The sequence below is a fragment of the Pristimantibacillus sp. PTI5 genome, assembly GCF_048572955.1.
GTDB lineage: Bacteria > Bacillota > Bacilli > Paenibacillales > Paenibacillaceae > Pristimantibacillus.
In genome coordinates this window covers 1,468,088-1,489,315 of record NZ_CP183886.1, presented here as the reverse complement: position 1 = coordinate 1,489,315, position 21,228 = coordinate 1,468,088, and the positions used below count along the sequence as shown (strand labels likewise).

At 49.5% G+C, this 21,228-nt stretch carries 14 protein-coding genes; 11 read left to right on the top strand and 3 right to left on the bottom strand.

What is annotated here, in order from left to right; translation table 11 throughout:
* Positions 1–14: 14 nt before the first annotated feature.
* Both ACN6MW_RS06860 and ACN6MW_RS06855 read left to right on the top strand, forming a co-directional pair.
* The gene (locus ACN6MW_RS06860; protein ID WP_419874788.1) at positions 15–3,254 is read left to right on the top strand and encodes a hypothetical protein; all 3,240 of its coding nucleotides are present in this window, start codon (positions 15–17) and stop codon (positions 3,252–3,254) included.
* A 110-nt stretch (positions 3,255–3,364) separates the two neighbouring features.
* Positions 3,365–4,231, top strand: coding sequence for a hypothetical protein (locus tag ACN6MW_RS06855; protein WP_419874787.1), 867 nt, complete (start codon positions 3,365–3,367; stop codon positions 4,229–4,231).
* 1 nt (position 4,232) lies between these two features.
* Here ACN6MW_RS06855 and ACN6MW_RS06850 read toward each other — a convergent pair whose 3' ends face one another.
* Positions 4,233–4,589 carry a helix-turn-helix domain-containing protein gene (locus ACN6MW_RS06850; protein ID WP_419874786.1) on the bottom strand — a complete coding sequence of 119 codons (357 nt, stop codon included), beginning with the start codon at positions 4,587–4,589 and terminating at the stop codon, positions 4,233–4,235.
* Positions 4,590–4,863: 274 nt separating this feature from the next.
* On the opposite strand from ACN6MW_RS06850, the gene ACN6MW_RS06845 reads away from it, so the two are divergent.
* The 5 genes from ACN6MW_RS06845 (at position 4,864) to ACN6MW_RS06825 (ending at position 14,429) form a co-directional block, all read left to right on the top strand.
* Positions 4,864–7,188, top strand: a complete 2,325-nt coding sequence (locus tag ACN6MW_RS06845; protein WP_419874785.1) for a helix-turn-helix domain-containing protein — start codon at positions 4,864–4,866, stop codon at positions 7,186–7,188.
* Between the two features lie 325 nt (positions 7,189–7,513).
* A complete protein-coding gene (locus ACN6MW_RS06840; protein WP_419874784.1) occupies positions 7,514–8,374 on the top strand; it encodes an ABC transporter permease in 861 nt (286 codons plus the stop codon).
* A 2-nt stretch (positions 8,375–8,376) separates the two neighbouring features.
* Complete coding sequence (locus ACN6MW_RS06835) at positions 8,377–9,273, top strand: carbohydrate ABC transporter permease (protein ID WP_419874783.1); 897 nt, start codon at positions 8,377–8,379, stop codon at positions 9,271–9,273.
* A gap of 24 nt (positions 9,274–9,297) precedes the next feature.
* Complete coding sequence (locus ACN6MW_RS06830; RefSeq protein WP_419874782.1) at positions 9,298–10,884, top strand: extracellular solute-binding protein; 1,587 nt, start codon at positions 9,298–9,300, stop codon at positions 10,882–10,884.
* Between the two features lie 86 nt (positions 10,885–10,970).
* Positions 10,971–14,429: a glycosyl hydrolase gene (locus tag ACN6MW_RS06825; RefSeq protein WP_419874781.1), complete on the top strand. Its 3,459-nt coding sequence runs from the start codon at positions 10,971–10,973 to the stop codon at positions 14,427–14,429.
* Between the two features lie 148 nt (positions 14,430–14,577).
* Here ACN6MW_RS06825 and ACN6MW_RS06820 read toward each other — a convergent pair whose 3' ends face one another.
* Positions 14,578–15,390 carry a phytanoyl-CoA dioxygenase family protein gene (locus tag ACN6MW_RS06820; RefSeq protein WP_419874780.1) on the bottom strand — a complete coding sequence of 271 codons (813 nt, stop codon included), beginning with the start codon at positions 15,388–15,390 and terminating at the stop codon, positions 14,578–14,580.
* Positions 15,391–15,511: 121 nt separating this feature from the next.
* Here ACN6MW_RS06820 and ACN6MW_RS06815 point away from each other — a divergent pair, with 121 nt between their 5' ends.
* Positions 15,512–16,312 carry a helix-turn-helix transcriptional regulator gene (locus ACN6MW_RS06815; protein WP_419874779.1) on the top strand — a complete coding sequence of 267 codons (801 nt, stop codon included), beginning with the start codon at positions 15,512–15,514 and terminating at the stop codon, positions 16,310–16,312.
* A gap of 59 nt (positions 16,313–16,371) precedes the next feature.
* On the opposite strand, the gene ACN6MW_RS06810 is transcribed toward ACN6MW_RS06815, so the two are convergent.
* A complete protein-coding gene (locus tag ACN6MW_RS06810) occupies positions 16,372–17,571 on the bottom strand; it encodes a hypothetical protein (RefSeq protein ID WP_419874778.1) in 1,200 nt (399 codons plus the stop codon).
* A 142-nt stretch (positions 17,572–17,713) separates the two neighbouring features.
* Here ACN6MW_RS06810 and ACN6MW_RS06805 point away from each other — a divergent pair, with 142 nt between their 5' ends.
* The 3 genes from ACN6MW_RS06805 (at position 17,714) to ACN6MW_RS06795 (ending at position 21,217) form a co-directional block, all read left to right on the top strand.
* Positions 17,714–18,664 carry a VanW family protein gene (locus tag ACN6MW_RS06805; RefSeq protein ID WP_419874777.1) on the top strand — a complete coding sequence of 317 codons (951 nt, stop codon included), beginning with the start codon at positions 17,714–17,716 and terminating at the stop codon, positions 18,662–18,664.
* A 185-nt stretch (positions 18,665–18,849) separates the two neighbouring features.
* The gene (locus ACN6MW_RS06800) at positions 18,850–19,602 is read left to right on the top strand and encodes a response regulator transcription factor (RefSeq protein ID WP_419874776.1); all 753 of its coding nucleotides are present in this window, start codon (positions 18,850–18,852) and stop codon (positions 19,600–19,602) included.
* Positions 19,571–21,217, top strand: a complete 1,647-nt coding sequence (locus ACN6MW_RS06795; RefSeq protein WP_419874775.1) for a sensor histidine kinase — start codon at positions 19,571–19,573, stop codon at positions 21,215–21,217. The genes ACN6MW_RS06800 and ACN6MW_RS06795 overlap by 32 nt, the downstream gene beginning before the upstream one ends.
* Positions 21,218–21,228 lie beyond the last annotated feature (11 nt).

The window sequence follows — 21,228 nt, the reverse complement described above, 5'->3', positions numbered from 1 at the left end:
CAGAGGTGAAAGAGATGACGTTTAGAAAAAAGGTAACTTTATCCGCGCTTGCGTTCTCGATGCTTGCCGCATCATTAGGCGGATTGCCGCTAAGCCAAAAGGGGCTTTCGGAGAAGCTGGGATTTGCTGAGGCGGTAAGTGCCGCGGAATCGGAACTGCCAGCCAGTGTATTTTTGGAGCGAATGAAGGGACTGTATGCCGCGCTTGCGGCAGGCGATCCAGTTGATCTGCAGGAGGTTAGTGATTTCCGCGATGAAATTGCCGGGCTTGACGAGGCGGCGAACGTACAGCTCATTGATCCGATATGGAATAAGATAAGCGCGAAGCTGCCAGCGTCCGTTGATAAAGCGGAATTAAAGGCAAGCCTGTTCCGGATTATCAAAGCGGTCGGATCTTTCCGTTATGATCCGCAAGCCTCCGATTTGGAGGCTATCCGCACGAATCCGGAATTCCGCGCAACGATAAAGACGATTGCGGCCGCCGGCGGCGACGAGAATATTAAGCTGGACGACTTTCTAGTGTTCATGTTCGGCGACGGCGGCAGCCGTAAAGGCGTTGAAGGCACGATCGGCAGCCTGCTGGCAGAGAAATCCCCTACAGAGCTCGTTCAGTTGCTTGGCAATAAACAAGGAATTACAGCGGTCCTGCTCGAAGCGACAGAGAAGCTGCTTGGTCAAACCAATCAATATAAGTTCAGCGCGATTATGAAAAATCTCGGCGTGACGCCGAAGGATGTCAGATCTACGGTTCTGCAATTTCAACTGAAGCTGAAGAAGGATGAACCGGCCATCAGCGCAATGACGGTAGCCTATATTCGTTCGGCTGCACAATCGAATGTGAAAATCAGTTATGACGGGCGCGTGCATACATATAGCTTGAATGTCTTCGGCGCCTATATATTACCGGCGGTCCTGCAATGGTCCAAGGTTTCCGGGGATTCAAGTATAACCGTGCATCCAGACGGCGTAGTTACGATTCCGGACGATGAGACAGGCGGTACGGCGGTTATCCAAGCGAAGCTGATTAATCCGTATGGCGGAGCGGCGAAGGTCATTTTTGAGAAAGAAGTGACGCTTAGCGGCTCAGTTCAGCCGGATACGGAGTTCCCTGTAGATCCGTTCCTGGAACGTATGAGAAAGCTGCAAAGCGCCTTGGCTGCCGGAGACCCGGCTGATATCCAAGCCGTTATCCAATTGCGGAATGAACTGGCTCAGCTGGACTTTGAGACGGATCAAGCGTTGATCGATCCCATTTGGAATAAGCTGTCGGCCAAGCTGCCGGCATCCGCAGACCAAGCAAAGCTGAAGGCAAGCTTATTCGAAATTTTTAAAGCAGTGATTTCCATTCCTTATGATGGACAAGCTGCAAGCTTAGAGGCGATTCGCAGCAACCCTGAGTATCGGGCAACGCTAATGGCGCTCGGAAAAGCAGGGGGCGAGTCCAGCTTTGTCGTTGACGATCTTCTCGTGTTTTTCTTCGGTGTGGAAGACTCTAGCGACGGCTTGGAAGGCAGTATTCGGAACCATCTAGCGGGCTTGTCCCCGACAGGGCTGCTGCAGCTGCTGGGGAACAAGCAGGCCGTCACCAATCTGCTGTTCCAAAAAACCGAGCTGCTGCTAAGCGACATAGGCAGCTACAAGGTCAGCTCCGTGATGAGTCAGCTTGGCGTCACGTCGAAGGAATTTAACCTGACTTGGATTAACTTCCAGCAGAAGCTGAAAAAGGATGAGCCGGCTGTTCAAGCGCTGACCGGAGCGCTTATGCGATCCGAAGCGGTCGAAACCGCAAAAGTCAGCGAAAACGGACGGGAGCAGAAATTCAGCCTGAAAGTGTTTGGCGTTGATGTGCCGTCACAAGCGCTTCGTTGGAGCAAAGTTTCCGGGAGCGAGGATATTAAGGTAGCCACGAACGGTACCGTTACGCTGCAGCGGGATGCGGAGAGCGGCAAGGCCGTCATTCAGGCCGCTTTCATTAACCCGTACGGCGGAACCGCGAAGGTTGTTTTCGAGAAAGAGGTTACACTGACAGCCGTGGCGGGGGAGGGCGATCATTTCCCTTCCGAGACGTTTCTGGCAAGGATGAATAAGCTTCATGCGGCATTGCTTGCCGGCGATCCGGCAGATGTTCAAGATGTCCGTGATCTGCGCGATGAGCTCGCGAAGCTTGATTTGGCAAAGGACCAAGCGCTAATCGATCCGATTTGGAGCAAGATCGAGCCGAATCTGCCGGCATCGGCAGACAAAGCCGAGCTGAAGAAGAACTTGTTCCAAATCATTCAAGCTGTTGGCGCTATCCAGTATGACCCGGAGGCAAAGCAGCTTGAAGCAATCCGTACAAATCCGGAGTTCCGCAGGGCGCTGAAGACCATTGCGGCAGCCGGCGGGGTAACGAACCTGACGATGGATGATTTCCTTGTTCTCTTGTTCGGTGACGGGGATGAGCGTCTGGGCGTTGAAGGCACCGTTCGCGATATCATTTCGGATATGAAGCCGAAGGACCTCGCTCAGCTGCTGGGCAACAAAGAAAAAATCAATGCGGTCCTGACCGAAGCCATGGGCAAGATTTTATTGAACAAGGATGATTACGCGCTAAGCGAGGCGTTCTCCAACTTAGGCGTCAAACCGGCGGATGTCCGTGCAGCCGTTCTTCAATTCCAAGTGAAGCTGAAGCATGACGAGAAGGCGATTAATGCCTTGACTGTCGCTTATATCCGGTCAGAAGTCATTTCGGCCGTAAAGGTCACCGCAGGCGGCAGACAGCATGAATACACACTGAAGCTGTTCGGAACAGAGCTTCCTACCTCTTTCTTAAGATGGAAAAAGGTGTCGGGAAGCAAGGACGTTACGGTGGATGCACGGGGCAAGGTATCCATTCCGAAGAAGGTTGCCGAAGGAAAGGCCGTCATCCAAGCCACGCTGATTAATCCATACGGCGGTTCTGCGAAAGTCGTTTTCCAGCAGGAGGTAACGCTCGTAAACGAGGACGTGGAGACGGATCCTAAGGAAGAGTTCAAGAAAATTGCCGCTGTGCTGGGTGAGAAGCTGGATGAGGTTAAGAAGCAGTTGAAAGCTGCCGAGGATGACGAGCAAAAAGCGCAATTGATCATGGAGGTCGTACAGGCCAGAAATGAAGCCATTAATTCAATTAACGAAGTAGAAGCAACAAATGCGTTAAAGAATAAGGCTGTCAATGAAACGAAGAGCAAGGTTAATAAGCTGCTTACAACGATCATTATGGAAATCATGCATTCTTAAAAGGCCGCCAGTCTTTCTTCTCCCTTAAGGGAAGGGAGGCTGGCTTCTTTCTTCATACGAGTGCATAAGTTTTTGAGTTTGTTCAATACGGAAGGTGGTATGAGCTGCATATGGGTCAAGGGAAAACACGAAGAAACAGGCGTCCACGCTTTCAAAAACCGGATACCATTAATATTATTTTAGGCTCGCTTACCGTTGTCCTGCTTTTTGTATGGGGCGGGTTTTATTGGAATGAATCCTCGCAGCAGGCGCTTACCGTGAATGCGAATGGCGCGGGACAAACTGCCGAAGCACAGCCGCAAGAGGTGAATAAGGTTGATGGAGCCGCAGCGGTTCCGCCAAGCGCGAGTCCTGATGCGGCCGTAAAGCCTGCGGAAACAGAGCCGGCAAAGCCTGCAGAAACGGAGACGGCAAAGCCGACAGAGCAGGCTGCCGATATGCCAGCCGACAATGCAGAGGCGGGCGGAGAGGCTGCCGCAACAACGAAGCCGGCGGTTGTGAAACCGGCAGCACCGGTTAAAACGGCGCGTCCCGCTCAGACGGCAAAGCCGTCGGCTACGAACAAGCCTAGTCAGGAGACCGCAGTCAAGCCGGTTACGACATCAACGCCAAAGCCGGTAGTAACGGAAACCGAGCCGCCGGTAAGCTTGTCTGGGAAGTACGAGCAGCAAATAGTTCAACTGCAAGCGAAATGCACGCAGGACATGAACGTGGTGCTGGTGGGAGCGGAAGCTAGCATCGAGAAGATGGATAAGTCAGATCCGTATGCCTTTCAGGAGCTGAATCAAAAGTGGTCGGATAGCCTCGCGAAAGCAGAAGACACATGCACCACGAAATTCCAAGGCATTATCGCTAAAGCGGAAAAGGATGCTGTGGAGCCGGAGGTTATCGAGGAATGGGAGCAAACGTTCAGCAGCCTGATGCTGCAGCTTCAAAGCGAGTTTGAGGCTAAGATTCTGCAGCTAATGGGCGGTTAAATTATTCTTCTTTTGGCAGGGTACGGTCGCGGAGGACTCGCTCGAGTAAGCTGCGAATCAACTCCAGATCGTCCCTCTCCAAAGGAACGCCATCCCAATGAAGCTGTTCATAGTTCAAATATTGTTTAGCATTATGGTTGAGTTCGGCAGGCGGATCCGGATAATCGGTAAGCCCGAGAAGGTAATCGGCAGATGTACGAAGCTTTCGCGAGACCGTCTGGATGGATTCGATGGTCGGCTGCCGGTATCCTGATTCATAGCCTGCATACGTGCTTTTGGCAACACCTAAATAATCGGCCACTTCCTGCATGGTCAATTTCCTCGTTTTACGCAGCTGCTTCAGGCGCTTCGCGAACATCGTTATCCCCCCCAACGTCTCTATGATCTCTATGGCCTCATCCTATTTCTAGGTTAAACGCACACATAATTATAGCATGTTTACCATTTGCATGTACAAGCCTGAATATTTATATCCTGTGAAGAATTAACCCTCCTGCTACGGCTAGCTTTGTAGGTCAGCCCCGGACGTACAAGGTTCTTTTTTTTGGTTTGTTTGACTATCTTAAAATAGATGAAGGTACAGGTTTGTCTCTTTCTACTTGTAGTATTTCATCCCGTTAGGGGGCTCGCGGATGAAAGCAAGCATTTCAGGCAAAGTAATGCTCATTTACGGAAGCATTTTCCTGCTTATCATATCCATGACCTTCTGGTTATCGTATCAGGGCACGGTTGGCCGTCTCGAGTCTGATTTGACGGACACCAATCTTGCTCTTCTCAAGCAGGTGGACCAGAAGATGGAAGTCGCGTTTCGTCAGACCGAGAAGGATCTGCTTGAGCTCATGGAAGAGCTGGAGTTCGTGTATTTCATGCTGGACAGCTACGATAACGAAGCTCAAAAATACAGCAATTATTATGGCTTAACGACTAAACTCAAGCATTTTATAAACGCGAATCCCAATTTCTCCTCTATCTTCGTTTATTCAGCCGTGAACGGCGATATTTTGACCGAGAAGGCGTATATGAACGACATTTCGCAGGGAGATAATTGGCTGGATGATTATATGGATATGCCGGGCTATTTCAAATGGCTGACCACCCATCCCGTGTGGGACGGCACGACGACGAAGAACGTTGTCACGCTGATCCGTTCTTATCCGACGCTCAGCAGCCCGGGTTACCGCAACGGTATGGTGGCTGTCAATATTAACGAAGACGTGATTTACGGCATGATTGAATCGGTTTACGAAAATAGTACAAGCGGCCATTTGTTCATCTTCGATGCGGAAGGCAACGTGGTCAGCCATGATGATAAAACGATGCTGTATCAAAATAGAAAACAATTGCCCTACATGAAAAAAGTGCTTTCGGCAGATGGCAGCGGATCCTTGTCCATTAAGCTGGACGGCGTCCCGCAAACGGTGTTCTACCGGACCTCCGCTTATACCGGCTGGAAGCTGGTCAGCATTCTGCCGGAATCCCAAATATACGAGCCGCTCAGGCTTACCCGCAATCTATTGTTCGTGCTGGCCGGCAGCATGATCATTCTCGCGCTCGCCGTGCTTTTTTATGTCAACCGAATCACGTTCAAGCCGCTCGACCGCTTGGTCAGCAAGCTCGCGGGGACCTATCAGCCGGAGCATAAACACCGCTTTGACACGGCTGGCTTCACGTATTTGGAGACGGTGTTCGAGAAGATGCTGCAGGATCGGGAGCATCTGGAGAAGCATGTCAGGGATTCAAAGGCCGTGCTGAAATGGAGAATCATCATGGATATGCTGACAGGCTACCGAACGGACTATCAAGCGCTGCGGCATCATCTTGAATTTACGGGTGTCCGCTTGTTCCCGGAGAGATTCCTTGTGTGCACCGCTGAAATCAACAAAGCGGAGGGCAGCCTCGGCCCGCGGGATGAAACGCTCTATACGTATGTGTTTTGCAATGTGGCGGAAGAGCTGATGGGGAAGGAAAATACGGGAGCGGCCATCGATTTGGGCGGTGGACGGGCCGTGCTGCTCTTCAGCTTTGCGGAGGGCGAGGCGGATCAAAACCATTTGCGCGCGCTCGCTATTATGGAATTGCTGCTGGATGTGCTTAAGAAGCAATTTGGATTAATTGTGACCGTCGGCGTCGGCAGAGGCGTAAAGGAGCTAAAGGACGTACAGGACTCGTACGGCGAATCGCGGAAGGCACTCCGTTACAAGCTGCTCTTTGGCAGCCACTCCGTGATCTCCATTGAAGACGTGCAGCCGCCGGACAGCCAGCAATATTATCGCTTGAACCGCAAAGCGGGCCGAATCATGGAGGCTCTTAAGCTCGCGGATACGGGAAAGATGAAGGAGGATGTGCATCAAGCCTTCCTGCAGGCCGTAGAGCTGGGACTGCCTCCCGATTTAATCCGCCAGTTTTCCTTCGACTTAATCGTAAAGGCGCTGCAGGTTGCCGATTCGGTCGGCATCGGTCCGGAAGAATCGACGGATAACTTGAACAGCATTTACGAGAAGATCGAACGCAGCGAGGATTGGAAGCAGGCAGAAGCGCTGGCCCTCTCCGTTCTTGACGAGCTGGCAGCCAAGCTGATGAGCAAACGGAGCCAAAGAGGCAAAAACGACACGATAGACCGAATGCTCACGTACATTCAAAGCCATTATCAGGAGAGCGATTTTTCGCTGGATCGCCTGGCCGAGCATTTTCATTTAAGCCCGACCTATATCAGCAAGCAGTTTAAAGAATACACCGAGCGGAATTTCATCGATTATTTGATTGAAATACGAATCGATGCGTCCAAAGCGCTGCTGGCAGGCAAAGCTATGAAGGTGAACGACGTTGCCGAGGCGGTCGGGTATATGAACTCGAGAAGCTTCCTGCGGACGTTCAAGAAATATACGGGGATGACGCCGACAGAATATCGCGAGCGGGCGCTCAGCAAGCCGCCCGGCCATGATACGGATCAGGCTTAAACCGGCAAGCCGTCCTGCGGTGAAGCGGGCAGGATGGGGCGTACATGATCAGCAATGGTTGCAAAAAGACCGGCGGCTGCCTTCCGTAAGGGAAGCGGTGTCCCGGTCTTTTTTCCTTTAACGGCGGGCTTTTCTGACGGGTGCCAGCAGAAAAATGAACCTGTTCAAGAAAAGAGACCCGGCCATTTCACAATAAAGGACACTAGGCACAGAACATGTCTATTTTCACTTTCTTCCTTATCCGATACGATCAAAACGTAGACGGAAGATAAAGGGGGGGAGGACGATTTGGATACGGCTTAAGCGAGATCGGAACTTATATTTGATGCTCCTGCCAGTCATTTTGTTTTATGTTCTTTTTAAATACGCACCAATGGTCGGGGAAGTTATCGCCTTCAAAAATTACCGTTTTGCCGATGGGATATGGGGGAGCGAATGGGTCGGGTTTCGCCATTTTGAAATGCTGTTTCAAAGCTTGGATTTTTGGAGGGTTTTGCGAAATACGCTGCTGCTCAACGTGTATAGTCTCGTATTTGGCTTTCCTGTTCCGATTCTGTTGGCTCTGCTGCTTAACGAGGTTCGCAAGGAATGGTACAAAAGAACGGTGCAGAACCTGTTGTATTTGCCTCATTTCATCTCATGGGTCGTTCTTGGCGGTATCGTTATCGCCATCCTATCGCCAAGCACCGGAGTCGTGAATTTGATTTTAAAGCAGGTATTCGGCATGGAGCCCGTTTATTTTATGGCGGACTCTGCTTGGTGGCCGGTCGTGTATACGTTATCCGGTATTTGGCGCGAAGCGGGCTGGGGCACAATTTTGTATTTGGCGGCTATGGCGTCCATTGACCCTCAGCTTTATGAGGCAGCCAGAATTGACGGCGCCGTCAAATGGCGGCAGATTTGGCATATTACGCTGCCGGGCATCCGCAGCACGATTGCTATTTTATTGATTCTCCGCATGGGGCATATGATGGACGTAGGCTTGGAGCAGACGTTAGTGCTGCAAAACCAGTCCGTGCTGGATGTCGCGGATGTCATCAGTACCTACGTGTATAGGGTAGGCCTGCAAAACATGAATTACAGCTATACGACGGCACTCGGGTTGTTTCAATCGTTGATTGGCTTCATTCTCGTTGTCGGCGTTAATCAACTCATTCGAAAGTTCGGCGAAAGGGGGCTTTGGTGACGGTGAAAAAGAAAACGGCTGATCCCTCCGTTCTGCCTTTTGCCTTAAAAGCGGTGCTTTATACGTTTCTTGCCCTCTCGTCATTCATAGCGCTCTTTCCGCTATGGTATGAGGTTGCGGCATCTTTCAGCAGCAGCAGGGCGATCACCGCCGGCGAAGTGCTGCTTTGGCCAAAAGAATTTAACCTGCATGCTTATAAACGGCTGTTTGATGATGGACAAATCCTTATTGCTTTGCGAAATACGATTCTTATTACCGTGGTAGGCACTGCCCTGAATATGCTCATGACGATCTTGGCCGCGTATCCGCTCTCGAGACGCAGGCTGATGGGGCGCAGCGGATTGCTCCTGTTCATTACGTTCACGATGCTGTTCGTATCGGGGATCATCCCAAGCTTCATTCTCGTTAAGACGCTTGGCTTGATGGACACCTATTGGGCCTTATGGCTTCCGGGCTTAATCAGCACGTACAACCTATTCGTGATGAAAACGTTCATGGAAGGCCTGCCGGAAGAAATCGAGGAATCGGCTGCCATAGACGGGGCAGGCGATTGGCGGGTCCTGATGCAAATCATGCTCCCGTTATGCAAGCCGATCATTGCCTCGCTTTCATTGTTCTATGCCGTGGGCTGGTGGAATTCTTATTTCAGCGTACTTCTCTACATTACGAAGACGACGCATCAATCCCTCATGGTGAAGCTGTACCAGATGATCAACCAGGTGGATGCCAGCTTGCTGAACAGCGCCGGGGGCAGCGAAGGCGCAGAACAAATTTTGTTAACGCCGGAAGGGATTAAAGCAGCGGCTATCGTCATTGCGGTCACGCCGATTTTATGCGTATATCCGTTCCTTCAGAAGCATTTTGTGAAAGGCGTCTTGATTGGCTCGGTCAAAGGATAATTGGTAAAAAGGGGATGGTATTTGATGAAAAAGAAAAAGTTCGGCACGACGGTGATCGCGATTAGTTTGCTGCTTGCTTTGCTTGCTGGCTGTACGGGAAATAACGAGCCGCCTGCTCCGTCAGAAACGCCCAAGACAGGCGGGGCAACCCCGCTCGAGGAAAAGAAGGAGATCAGCATCTCGATTCTTGACCGCGGGGAAGTGGCGGCGGAGGAAGGCAGCTATGAAAATAACCGTTGGACGAAGTGGATCAATGAAAATGCGCCTGCGCATGTCAACTGGGTACCCGTGCCCCGCACGCAGGTGCAGCAGAAGCTGAATACATTGATCGCATCCGGCACGGCTCCGGACCTCATATGGGAATACGACCGGAGCTATATCAGCCAGCTGGCTGCGCAAGGTGCGATTCAACCGATTGACGGTTACATTGAAAAATACAGCACGACGTACAAAGCGTATTTGGAGAAACACCCGGAGCTCAAGCCCTTCTTGACGATTAACGGAAAAATGTATGCGGTCGCCAGCGCGCGCGGACAAGAGACGATCGCGAATCACGGCATCATGATTCGTCAGGATTGGCTCGATAAGCTGGGCTTGAAAGCGCCGACAACCGTAGAGGAACTGCTTGATGTGGCGCGGAAATTCAAGGAAGGCGACCCGGATGGCAACGGCAGCGCGGATACGGTGCCGATTACTTTTAACTACAATGGTGTACAAATTATAAGGGCACTCTTTTTTAATAACGAGAACCAATGGTATTTGGAAGACGGCAAGCTTGCTTTCGGCCGGATTCAGGATCGTTACGCCGATTCGCTGGCCTTACAGAAACAGCTGTTTGATGAAGGCCTAATCGACAAGGAATACATTACGGATACGAATTTCCAGCGTTCGCTTCAGCTGTGGACGACCGGTAAATCGGGGATTTATCTCGGCTCTTGGACGATGAACGCGGAGTTTGTCGACCTGAAAAAAAATGTTCCGGACGCCAAGGTCGTGCCGCTTGAGCCGGTCGCTTCCTCGTATGGGAAAAACGGGCTTTATCAGGAAGTGCCGGCTAATATGTACATTGCCTTTAACGCGAATATGAAAGAGGACAAAATCGAAGCTGCCGTTAAGTTTCTGGATTGGATGCTGGAGGAAGGCTGGGAACCGCTGCGGATCGGCGAGCCGAACGTTCATTACAAGCTCGTAGGAGAAGTGCCGCAGAGAACCGATGCCGATTTATACCGGAAGGAAGTTTTTTATGCAAGGGAATACGCGATCTTAAACGAGTGGGATCCGAAGCCGGAATGGTATCCCGTGATGGCTTCGCAGGATCCGGTCTCTCAGGAGCAGGCAAAGCTGAAAGCGGATGGCCTTCAGACAGCCATGAAAAATAAATACAGAAGAGATATTGCCTATAATCCGGATTTGCCGGAGGTAAGCCAATTGATTGCCACCTTTGCGCCGATCGCCCAGCAAATCGAGGCCAAAATCGTGACGGGCGGGAGCGCGCTTACGCCGCAGGCCGGCATGGAGGATATTCGCAAGGAATGGAAGCGCCTGGGCGGAGAAAACGTCGAGAAGCTGGTGCAGGTATGGTATGAGGCAAACAAAGAAAATTTGAAGTAGAGGGGGAGGCCCTTCCCGCAGCCGCTGTTAACACCGTCCGCGGGAAGGGTTAATCGCCGATCTGATTGGCAAAGGATGGATGGAAAATGATTGTAAAAAAAGCGATCACATTATTCCTCGTCTTTGCATTGACGATGACGGCATCCGGCATGCTGGATGACAAGGAACCGGCAGCGGCAGCTGATGCAATTTTGGTGGATCTCCAAGCAGGCGATTATGAAAGCTCTGATGAGGTATGGGATTTTCTGCTTGGCGCCGAGTTTCCGGGTGCGCAAGGAAGCTACACGAGGGATGTGACCGAAAAGGTTACGGGTTTATCGGCGGCTAAGGTTACAGGGGATTTCAATGGAGGAGGTTCCTACGTCGCTTTGGAGCGGTATCTTACGAAACGGATTGTTCCCGCGGATACGGTCAGCTTGTCCTTCTGGGTAAAGACAGCGGACGCTTCGTCCATATACCTCGTATTGATGGATGGCTCCAACCAAAACCATTCCCAGAAGCTAACGCTTCAGCCGACAACGGAGTGGCAACAGGTAACGGTCAATGCATTTAATTCCGGAGCGGAGTATACCCACTGGGGCGGTGCGAATGATGGCGCATGGCATCCTTCGCTCAAGAAGATGACGCTCAAGGTGGCCCGGGCGGGCTTGCGTTCAGGGCTTAAGAGCGGCGTTGTCTGGTTCGATAATATCCGGGTCAAAGCGGCGGCGCCTGAGCTCGCGATTGCGCAAACGCAGGTAGGCAACGTATTTTCCGGCGCCAGCAAAGGCATCTTCGATGTCCTGACAACCGGGGATACGCTCGCATGGCAAACCTACGATGCCTGGGGGGAGCCGGGACCATCGGGTAACACGGCGGTATCCGGAGGGAAGCACCGGCTTGAGGTGCCCGTCCCGTCCGATGGCTATTACCGTCTGAAGGTGACGTCCTTTCGGTCCGGAGTGATGCAGAAGACGCAGGAGACCACCTTCGCAACGGTTCCCGCGTTTGACTTGGCCGCCGTGACGGCATCGCCATTCGGCGTGCAGACGCATTTTGCCCATAGCTGGAATCGCGAGATGCTGCCGCTTGTTAAATATGCAGGCGCCAAAAGCGTGCGGGATGCGATGTTCTGGTCCGAAATCGAGCTCAAAAAGGGCATATACAGCTATAATCCCAAATTCACGCTTTATATGGAAGGACTGCTGGAGAACAGCATCGATCCGCTTATGACTTTCGCTTTCTCGAATCAATATTACGATAATTTCCAGACGCCTTATTCCCCTGAAGCCCATGCTGCCTATGCCAATTATACGAAATCCGTATTGAACCGCTTTGGCAGCCAAATCAAATGGGGAGAAATGTGGAATGAGTTCAACCTGTCCAGCTTTGGCGGCAACGGGCCTGCCGCATCGCGTGCGGAGGTTTACTACGAACTGTTGAAAGCAGGCTACACGGGTGCCAAGGAGGTAAATCCCGCGCTGAATGTCGTTGGCGGGGCAACGGCAGGCATCCCAACGGAGTGGCTCGAGGATTTGTTCCAATTGGGCGGTTTAAATTACATGGATACCCTGTCCGTGCATCCATACCGTTATCCGGATACGCCGGAAGGCCTGCTGAATGAGGTTGCTGCGCTGAATCAGCTTGTGAGGACGTATAACAACGGACTAACGAAGCCAATCTGGTTCACGGAGATCGGCTGGCCGACGCAGCTGGACCCCCGCGGGGTAGACGAAAAAACGCAGGCCGCCTATTTAATACGCACTTATGTGCTGGGAATGGCGGCAGGCGTCGAGAAAATATTCTGGTACGATCTGATGGACGACGGAACGGATAAGAAATATAACGAGCATAACTTCGGCATCATTCGCAACAGCGGAGATCCGCTCGGAGCCTATACGCCGAAGCCGGGTTATGTGGCTTTAGCGACAGTTGCGCGGCAGTTGACCGGGGCTAAGCTGGCCAGTCAAGAGAAGCTGAACGATATTTGCCGGTATACGTTTAAAAAGGATCGGCAATCGACTCATGTGATATGGTCCGGTACGGATGAGGAAACCAATCTGACCTTGAAAACAACCGCGCCGTTGACCGTAACGGATATGATGGGCCGATCGGCAACCTATACTCCAAAGGACGGGGAGGTATATATCACCGCTTCGAGCGAGCCTTTGTTTATTAAAGGCAAAATCGATAAAGTGGTTCACGGCAGTAAATACGCGCTTGACAGCGAGCCCTTCTTCACCGATGATCCCGTAACCGTTACTCTATCGGTATACAAAGCTTCACCCCGCAATCCTTTAAGCGCGCGCATTCAATTGCAAGGTGCGGTTCAAAATATTCAGGCAACTGCAAACGGAGTATACCCAGCCGCATTTCCTGGCTTGAGCGAGCCGGGCAGCTACACGGCTACGGCCGAGCTCGTTGTGGGCGGCAAAAAAATCGGCGCGTTAAAAAATACCGTGGTCATCAAGCAATCGGAGGATCTCTCCGCGAAGCATGTGCTGGTGGACGGAAGCAACTTCCTTAGGGTGAATATTAAGAATACGAAGCCGATAGACAGGCGGCTGACGAAGATCGAGTGGCAGGTGGGCGGCACAACCATAACGGAAACGTATGATAGGGTATTGCCGGGACTCTCAGAGAATGTGATTGATCTACCATCGCCGGCATTGCCTGAGCGAGTCTTAACGCCGTATCAGCTCACCGCTTATTTGGAAGATGGGACCGTAATGTCCGTGTCTGGCAATCTTAAGCATATCGCGGTCACGGATATGACTTCCATTGTAGAACGAACGGTGCAGGTAGATGACTCCGTGGCGGAGGTCGAGGATCTTCCCGGCATCGATCTTTTTGAGGAAGGTCACTCCAGAGTCGTGCCGCATAACGGAGTTGAAGATCTAAGCGGTAACCTGTGGTTTACGTATGACGAAAACCATTTATACCTGACGGCGCGAATCCATGATGACGTATTCTCGCAGACCAAGACCGGGGACGCCATCTGGAGCGGCGACAGCATGCAGTTTGCCGTCTCGCTGGGAACGCCGGGAGAAGCAGCGGAATGGTACGAATATGGGATGGCGCTAACGCCGAACGGTCCCGAGTTGTACCGGTGGATGGCCATGTCAGGAGTGCTCACCGGACCGGTTGCAAACCGGGAGCTTCAAATTACGAGAGATGAAGCCAATAAAGATACGCTGTACCAGCTTGCGCTGCCATGGACGGAGTTATCTCCGATTGTCCCGGGTGACGGTATTCTGAGCTTGTCCGCGCTTGTGAACGAGAATGACGGCAGCGGACGCAAAGGATGGCTGGAATGGGGTGGAGGGATCGGCTCCAATAAGAATTCCAGTCTATTCAAGCCGATGATATTCACGCAGGAAGTGCCGGTGGCCGAAGCGGTGGAAGTAACGCCGGAGCCTAGCGAGGCTGCCGAAGCAGAGCCGCAGGAGACCCCTGTACCGACGGAGATCGTGGAAGCGGAACCAGAGCCAGAACCAACGCCAGGCTCTTCCGAAAATCCGGATCTATCGGCGCCAGCCGAATCTATTCTGGAGGACGGAGCTTAGCTTATATGTGAAGAATGCTGAAGCACTCCGCCGTTACGGCGGGGTGCTCTTTTAAAGATCAGGATGTAAATGATAGTTTATGCGAAAGTGCGAAAGAAAAGGACCGTTAACCTCGCAGGCTGCGAAGAACGGTCCGTTTTCTCATACGCTACAGCGAATTCCCGATAAGCATCGACTTGAGCGGCACCATCGCATCTTCAGGAACGTAATATTTGAATTTATTATCGCTGATTTGCCCGAGCAGCTGCCTGCGGATCGGATCGGCGTCTTTCAATAGTTTCTCGTCTGCCTGATGGTAATCAATCGGACGCATCCAAATGGGGCTGTAGCCAAGAAACAGCTGCCTTCTCGTAAAAGCCGATAGATTGGCCGAACCGGCATGCCAAAGGTTTTGCGCAAAAATAAACACGTCGCCGGGCTTGCCGCAAACCTGAATCTCCCCGTCCAGCTGCTGGCGCACATCCTTATGGTTCGGATTGTACGGCTTCTTGTGGCTGCCGGGAATCACCTTGGTATTCCCTCGGTCCGGCTGGGACATATCGCTCAGAATATAACAAACTTTAATATAGTAAGTAGCCGTTAATCCGGCTATGACCGGAAACTGCGGATGAGGGCCGTCCTGATGCCAGTCGATGAAGCTGTGGGAGGCGGTCTTCACCTCGTTCGGGTTAGGCTCCCGAACGGTTAGATGGGAAATATGCAGCTGAATATTATGTCCGAGTAAATTGACAATCAAAGGAAGAATTTCGGCTTGATCGATTAACGAGGCGATTTCCGGATGCCTGGCAACGCTGTTATAAATATTATGAGAGAGAGTAATCTCCTCTTCGGCAAGCACTTCATCGATTGCGGCATTCAAGCTCGCTACCTTTTCCTGTGTCAAAACATTAGGCAAAACCAAATACCCCTGCTCGTTAAATTGCTGCATCCGTTCACGGATATGAAGCGGTGACATTCCCATCAGCCTCTCCTCCTACTTGTAATTAATTAAAAGTATAACGTACCGGTAGGCTAAATTTAATGTATGGATTCCTCTTGTTTCTTGTATATTATTTCAACAAAAAAAGGAGGACTGGGACGCCTTGGACCAAACGTCGTTTCGTGAGCCCGACTTGAGATACCATGTGTATGTAAAGGATGCCGCGCAATTCCAGAAAACGGAGGATACCTACGATCACTGGGCTCTCTTTATTGTCGAGGACGGCTGCTTCGATTATCGAATAGGCAGCTTGCAGGAAAGAGCGCTCAAGGGCGAAATGGTGCTCTGTCCTCCCAATATGACCTTTTACCGTAAAACAGAGGGCTTATCGTTTCATCTCATGGGCTTTGATTGGCGAAAGGATAGGATTGGAGACTCTGAGGAGGATACGGCTGTTTTTCTGGCAGGCAAGCTCCACTTGCACAACAGTTCCAGATTGAATTCGACGCTTTCCCTGTTTCGCGAAGCACGAGATGTGAATCCGGGCTTGCTGCTTCACTATAAAAGACATTTGCTAAGAGACTTGTTTTACGTCTATCAAATCGAAAGCTTTCATCGAAAGCTCGGTCTTTTGTACAGCGAAAATCCAATCCTTCAGCGTGCCCTGCATATGCTTCAGCAGCAAGCCGAAGCGGGAGCCGCATTAAAATGGATTGCGGGGGAGATCGGCATCAGCCAGGTCCAATTAACGAGATTGTTTAAGCAGGAGTTCCAAATGACCCCAAGCGCGTACGCCGCTAATCTCAGGATGGATAAGGTGAAGCAGCTCCTTGTTAATTCTTCGTTAACGCTTGCGCAAATTGCGGAGCAATGCGGATTTACGGATGAGCATCATCTGAGCAAACGTTTCAAGAAGATGTTCGGCATTAACCCTTCCGCATACCGAAAAGCTTATACGGTGTAAAAACGGCCATGCTTATGCATTGCCGTTTTTTGGTGAGAGCACATCAAGCCGCGTTACAGCTATTCGATAATATCCTGCATACGCCACGGCGACTGCGCGGAATCGCGTTTGAACAAAAACGTAAAGCTGCCGTTCCGGCGGGGGCCATTTAGCGGATGGATGGTAACAGGCAGCCTAATTTCAGCAGTAAGCGCATCGGCCAGACCGTTATCCTCGGGCAGAGGCGCTTTATTTCCTTTGGCCGGAAGCTGCTCTCGTATCGACACCAAGTTATCCATTTGCTGCAGGAAGGCGTCCTGTTTTTCCTTAGGCAGTCCTTTTATAAGCAGTAACATTAATTCCTTGTCCTGGTGATACATGACTTCAACGAAGCTTTTTGCCAGAACAAGCGGAGCTGCCGAGTCAAAATAAGGAATGATCTGTCCGGCTGCCTTATGCACCATCATTTGATGGGCAGGATCAGGGGTGTCGGATTTATGGGTAGAGCTGCCCAAAAAATGAATGCAGAAATGGCCGGAGAAACCATTCTCCGGAATGCCGTCTCCGCCATGCGGCATCCCGTTCATAGAAGCCGCGATCCATGCATCGTCCGAGTGGATGAGTACCGCTTTTCTTTTCCAGCTCCACCTGCCGTTATAGATTTGCTTCATAATGCGGGTGTCATCCTTCGTCAAGGGCTGAACGTCAGCATGATCGCTGCCCGCACGGCGCTGCACATTAAAAGTTAACCCTGTTTCCAGCTCAGTTACGGAAAAAATGCTTTTGTTAGGCATGATTTGCGTTGACTGCTGCCAGGTAAGAAGCTCGCCGTAATGCTGTGTCCGCAGCGCTTCCGCTAGCCCGACGAGCTTTTCGGCTATTTTTGGCGGCAAAACCTTTCTTTCCAGCTTAATTTCATCCCATAGCTGCCCGTTTCGTTCCAAGCGGTAATATGTCGCTTCCGGTGACAGCAGCGTAATGTATACATCGGAGAAAAGATCCACCTCGGCAGCAGGAGCAGCAGCCAGCTTTGCTTGGCGCAAAGCTGCATCCATTTCGCGGCTCTCTATGCGTAGGTCGCTGACGAACGCGGCTTGCTGACCGGAACGGACCGTGATCACGAGACTTTTTTGCGGCTGCCCTTGCAGCGTGGATTTAGGTTTTTCAAGCTTGATGGATTGCGCATGCGCTTCAAGCGGCTGTGCCGTCAGGAGCGGGATAAGAACCGTGATCATAACCAGAATCTTCTGTTTCCATTTCTGCTTCCATAAAAATTTCATGCTCGATACCCGCCTCCTCGTCATTGTTTTTTGTTAGAATCAGCTTTTTTGCATTTAAATATGTGAAAGCAGACCATGAATGGATAAACGTAAAATGATTCATACTATCACGGATATACAACCGTTTGGGGGAATAGTGACAATGGGGCTGTATTGGATTTTAGCCATATTGATGATGCTTCAGCAAGAGCATTATCCCGATCCGCTTGTCATTGAGCGAAATGGACAAGTTGTTCTCGAAATGAGCCGGGCTCAGTACAGCGATTCGCGTACCGGCATCCCGTTCGTTGTACAGGAAAATTTAAGAAAAGGCATGGAGACAATAGACAAGCGGGTACAGAAACCGGCCGTCAACGCGGCTTTGGACGGGAACGGGAGAATTTTACCTGAGCATACGGGAAGCAAGCTTGACCGGAAAACGTTTGAAGAACGATTTTACAGCTTTATTTTTGAAGGCGGGTTTTCGCAGTTGGAGGTTCCGATGCTGACAACCTTTCCAAAGGTTGACGGCGAGCTGCTCTCCTTGATAAAAGGAAACAGAATTGGCCAATATGCCACCTATTACAATTCGAATAATAAAAATCGTTCTCATAACGTTAGTTTAGCCGCAAAAGCGATTAATAATTATGTCGTATTTCCGAATGAGAGGTTTTCGTTCAATGAGGTTGTCGGCAAGCGGACGAAGGAAACGGGCTATTTGCGTGCCCCCGTTATCGTAAGGGGAGAAATGTCGGAGGATATCGGCGGCGGCATCTGCCAAATTTCATCGACGCTGTTCAACGCGGTAGACCGTGCGGGGTTAAAAATCATAGAGAGGTACTCCCACAGCCGAAATGTAAAGTATGTACCGCCAGGCCGGGATGCGACGGTCAGCTGGGACGGGCCCGACTTTGTTTTTCAAAACAAATACGACCAGCCGGTTCTGATCCGCGCCTATGCGGGCGGCGGACAAGTCAGCATCGTTATTTGTTCGTCCGACGATATTCAAGCGAAAAAAAGACAAGTGCCGAGCGCCTCGAAGAAGCTGCCAGAAGAGGTGAAGCTGGAAATGGATGCAGGCGGTTCGGAACCGCGTGCGAATCGCACGGAGTAAAGAAGGAGACTGCCGACCGGCAGTCTTCTTTTTTTATTTTTGCGACCTTTCGAACGATCACAATACTCCTGCATTCTTTCCAGATTAGCTGGTCGCATGTGTTTTTTTATCATTGAAAGCACTTTCTAAAATTGTGCTATAATGAAAAGCACTTTATCAATCATTTCTATAGAGGAGATGACATCATGTTTAATGTTCTTATTGTTGACGATGAACAAATAGAACGGGAAGGCATAAAAAATTTAATCGCTCAGTACAAATTTCCTTTCAATGTGCTGGAAGCCGAGAATGGTCTAGTTGCCGAAGGCATTCTAAATAGGAAATCCATTGATATCCTGATTACGGATGTAAAGATGCCCATGATGAATGGCTTGGAATTAAGCAAGATAGCCAAGAAAACGCAGGAAAATCTGAAAATCGTGATATGCAGCGGTTATGATGAGTTTGAGTATGCAAAAAGCGCGATCAAATTAGGGGTAGTGAACTACTTGTTGAAGCCTTTGGCAGTTGATGAATTCCTGGAGGCGATGGAAGATATTACACAATTCAGTCCCTGTAAGGATAATCCTGAGCATGAAACGCAGGAATCGAAGGTCATCAAGCAAGTGAAGGAAATCGTGAAGGATAATTTTCAGAGAGATCTCTCATTATCGGATGTATCTAAGGAAGTTTACCTTTCTCCGGGTTATTTAAGCATTTTGTTCAAGAAAGAAACAGGTGTGAATTTCTCGAAGTATTTAATCGATTATCGGCTGCGCAAGGCAAACTATATGTTAATCCATTCCAATATGAAAATAAATGATATCGCGGTTTTTGTAGGCATTGAAAATACTTCTTATTTCTGCAGATTATTTAAAGCCAAATATAATGTCAGCCCATTACAATATAGAGAGAGCGGTATCGCAAATGATCAATCTGATAAAGAAAAAGTTCAATGATATCAGATTCCGCAACAAGTTATTGCTTTCTCACCTTATTATCGCTTTGATTCCTATTATTTTATTGGGTCTATTTTCTTTTATTCAATCGTATAGAACACAGATCAAAGAGTTGAAAAGTGAAGCGGCTTCAAGCTTAAACCAGATTTCCAACATCCTTGATTATAAAATTAACCGTTATAATACGCTGTGCGAATTCATGGTGCTCAATCGAGAGTTTTCGAATGTATTTATCAATAATTACGAAGAAAATTATTTTGCGATGTACCTCGATTTCAGAGACAAGGTGGATCCCATGATTTCGCATATCAAATTAATGGATGATGATATCGAAGGAATCACTTTTTATACGACGGGAGATTTATTAGGCATCCGCGAAAATATTTTGCCGCTTAGCGAGTTGAAAAATAAGCCCTGGTTTGACGGGTTTAGAGGAAGGCATTGGGTCGTTTATGAAGAAAATGTTTACTTGGTCCAAGAACTGATCAGTAATTTCAAAGACAGCAATTTTATGGTGATTTCAATTAACTATGATAGTATTTTTTCGGATTTGGATAAGCTGTCGGAATATATTTTCGTACATATTGAGAATGATAAAGAGCAAATTGTTTTTAGTGAAAAAAAACCAGGGGAATTCTCATCTCCTGACGTTTTATCTGATTACCCCTTGGAAATAAGCGGTAATTTGAAAAATATCGAATGGACGATCCATTATTATCTCTCGAACGCTAACGCTTATATTAATGCATTCGCCATTTTTAAAATTACCGTATTTGTTATTTTGCTCAGTCTAATCATCACCTTCTTTCTTATCTACGTTTTTTCAAACAATTTCACGAGACGTATTATCCATTTGAAGAATAAAGTAGATAAAGTGGAACAAAACAATCTGGACGTGATTATTCAAAGCGCGTCCAAGGATGAATTTGGCGGACTCACGAATGGAATCGGAAAAATGCTGGAGCGGATTAACAGTCTTATTTTCCAAGTGTACCAGGCTGAAATCGCCAAGAAGGAAAGTGATTATAACAAGCTCATAAGCCAGATCAACCCTCACTTTTTATATAATACCCTCTCTTTTATTCATTGGCGGGCGTTAAACAAGAAAGATATAGAAACGAGTTATATGGTCACTACGTTGGCGAAGTTCTATAGATCAACCTTAAATAAAGGCAAAAATATGGTTACGATTGAAAACGAGATTAAGCATATTCAAGCTTATCTGGATTTGCAGTACATTATGAATGATGGCACATTTGAAGTGGACTACAGAATAGACGAATCGATTCTAAATCAATCGATCATTCATTTCATATTGCAGCCTATCGTGGAAAATGCCATTATACACGGATTCGCCGAACCGAATACGCAAGGCAATCAGATTATCATTTCAGTGTATCCCGAGAATGAGGAGATCAAAATGATTGTCAGCGATAATGGCGTGGGCATGTCCCTGCAGCAACAAAAGCAGCAATTAACAGCGGATAGCAGCGGCTGCGGCGTAAGGAATGTTAATGACCGTATCAAGCTGTATTATGGCAACGAATACGGGATGGAAATTGAAAGTGAGCCCAATAGGGGAACAACGGTCACACTAACGCTTCCGCTTTCTTGATGTAGGAGTGT

What these genes read in the sequence shown, in the direction of transcription:
- ACN6MW_RS06860 (WP_419874788.1), top strand. Translation starts at nt 15, where the DNA reads ATGACGTTTAGAAAAAAGGTAACTTTATCCGCGCTTGCGTTCTCGATG.
- ACN6MW_RS06855 (WP_419874787.1), top strand. Translation starts at nt 3,365, where the DNA reads ATGGGTCAAGGGAAAACACGAAGAAACAGGCGTCCACGCTTTCAAAAA.
- ACN6MW_RS06850 (WP_419874786.1), bottom strand. Translation starts at nt 4,589, where the DNA reads ATGTTCGCGAAGCGCCTGAAGCAGCTGCGTAAAACGAGGAAATTGACC.
- ACN6MW_RS06845 (WP_419874785.1), top strand. Translation starts at nt 4,864, where the DNA reads ATGAAAGCAAGCATTTCAGGCAAAGTAATGCTCATTTACGGAAGCATT.
- ACN6MW_RS06840 (WP_419874784.1), top strand. Translation starts at nt 7,514, where the DNA reads ATGCTCCTGCCAGTCATTTTGTTTTATGTTCTTTTTAAATACGCACCA.
- ACN6MW_RS06830 (WP_419874782.1), top strand. Translation starts at nt 9,298, where the DNA reads ATGAAAAAGAAAAAGTTCGGCACGACGGTGATCGCGATTAGTTTGCTG.
- ACN6MW_RS06825 (WP_419874781.1), top strand. Translation starts at nt 10,971, where the DNA reads ATGATTGTAAAAAAAGCGATCACATTATTCCTCGTCTTTGCATTGACG.
- ACN6MW_RS06820 (WP_419874780.1), bottom strand. Translation starts at nt 15,390, where the DNA reads ATGGGAATGTCACCGCTTCATATCCGTGAACGGATGCAGCAATTTAAC.
- ACN6MW_RS06810 (WP_419874778.1), bottom strand. Translation starts at nt 17,571, where the DNA reads ATGAAATTTTTATGGAAGCAGAAATGGAAACAGAAGATTCTGGTTATG.
- ACN6MW_RS06805 (WP_419874777.1), top strand. Translation starts at nt 17,714, where the DNA reads ATGGGGCTGTATTGGATTTTAGCCATATTGATGATGCTTCAGCAAGAG.
- ACN6MW_RS06800 (WP_419874776.1), top strand. Translation starts at nt 18,850, where the DNA reads ATGTTTAATGTTCTTATTGTTGACGATGAACAAATAGAACGGGAAGGC.
- ACN6MW_RS06795 (WP_419874775.1), top strand. Translation starts at nt 19,571, where the DNA reads ATGATCAATCTGATAAAGAAAAAGTTCAATGATATCAGATTCCGCAAC.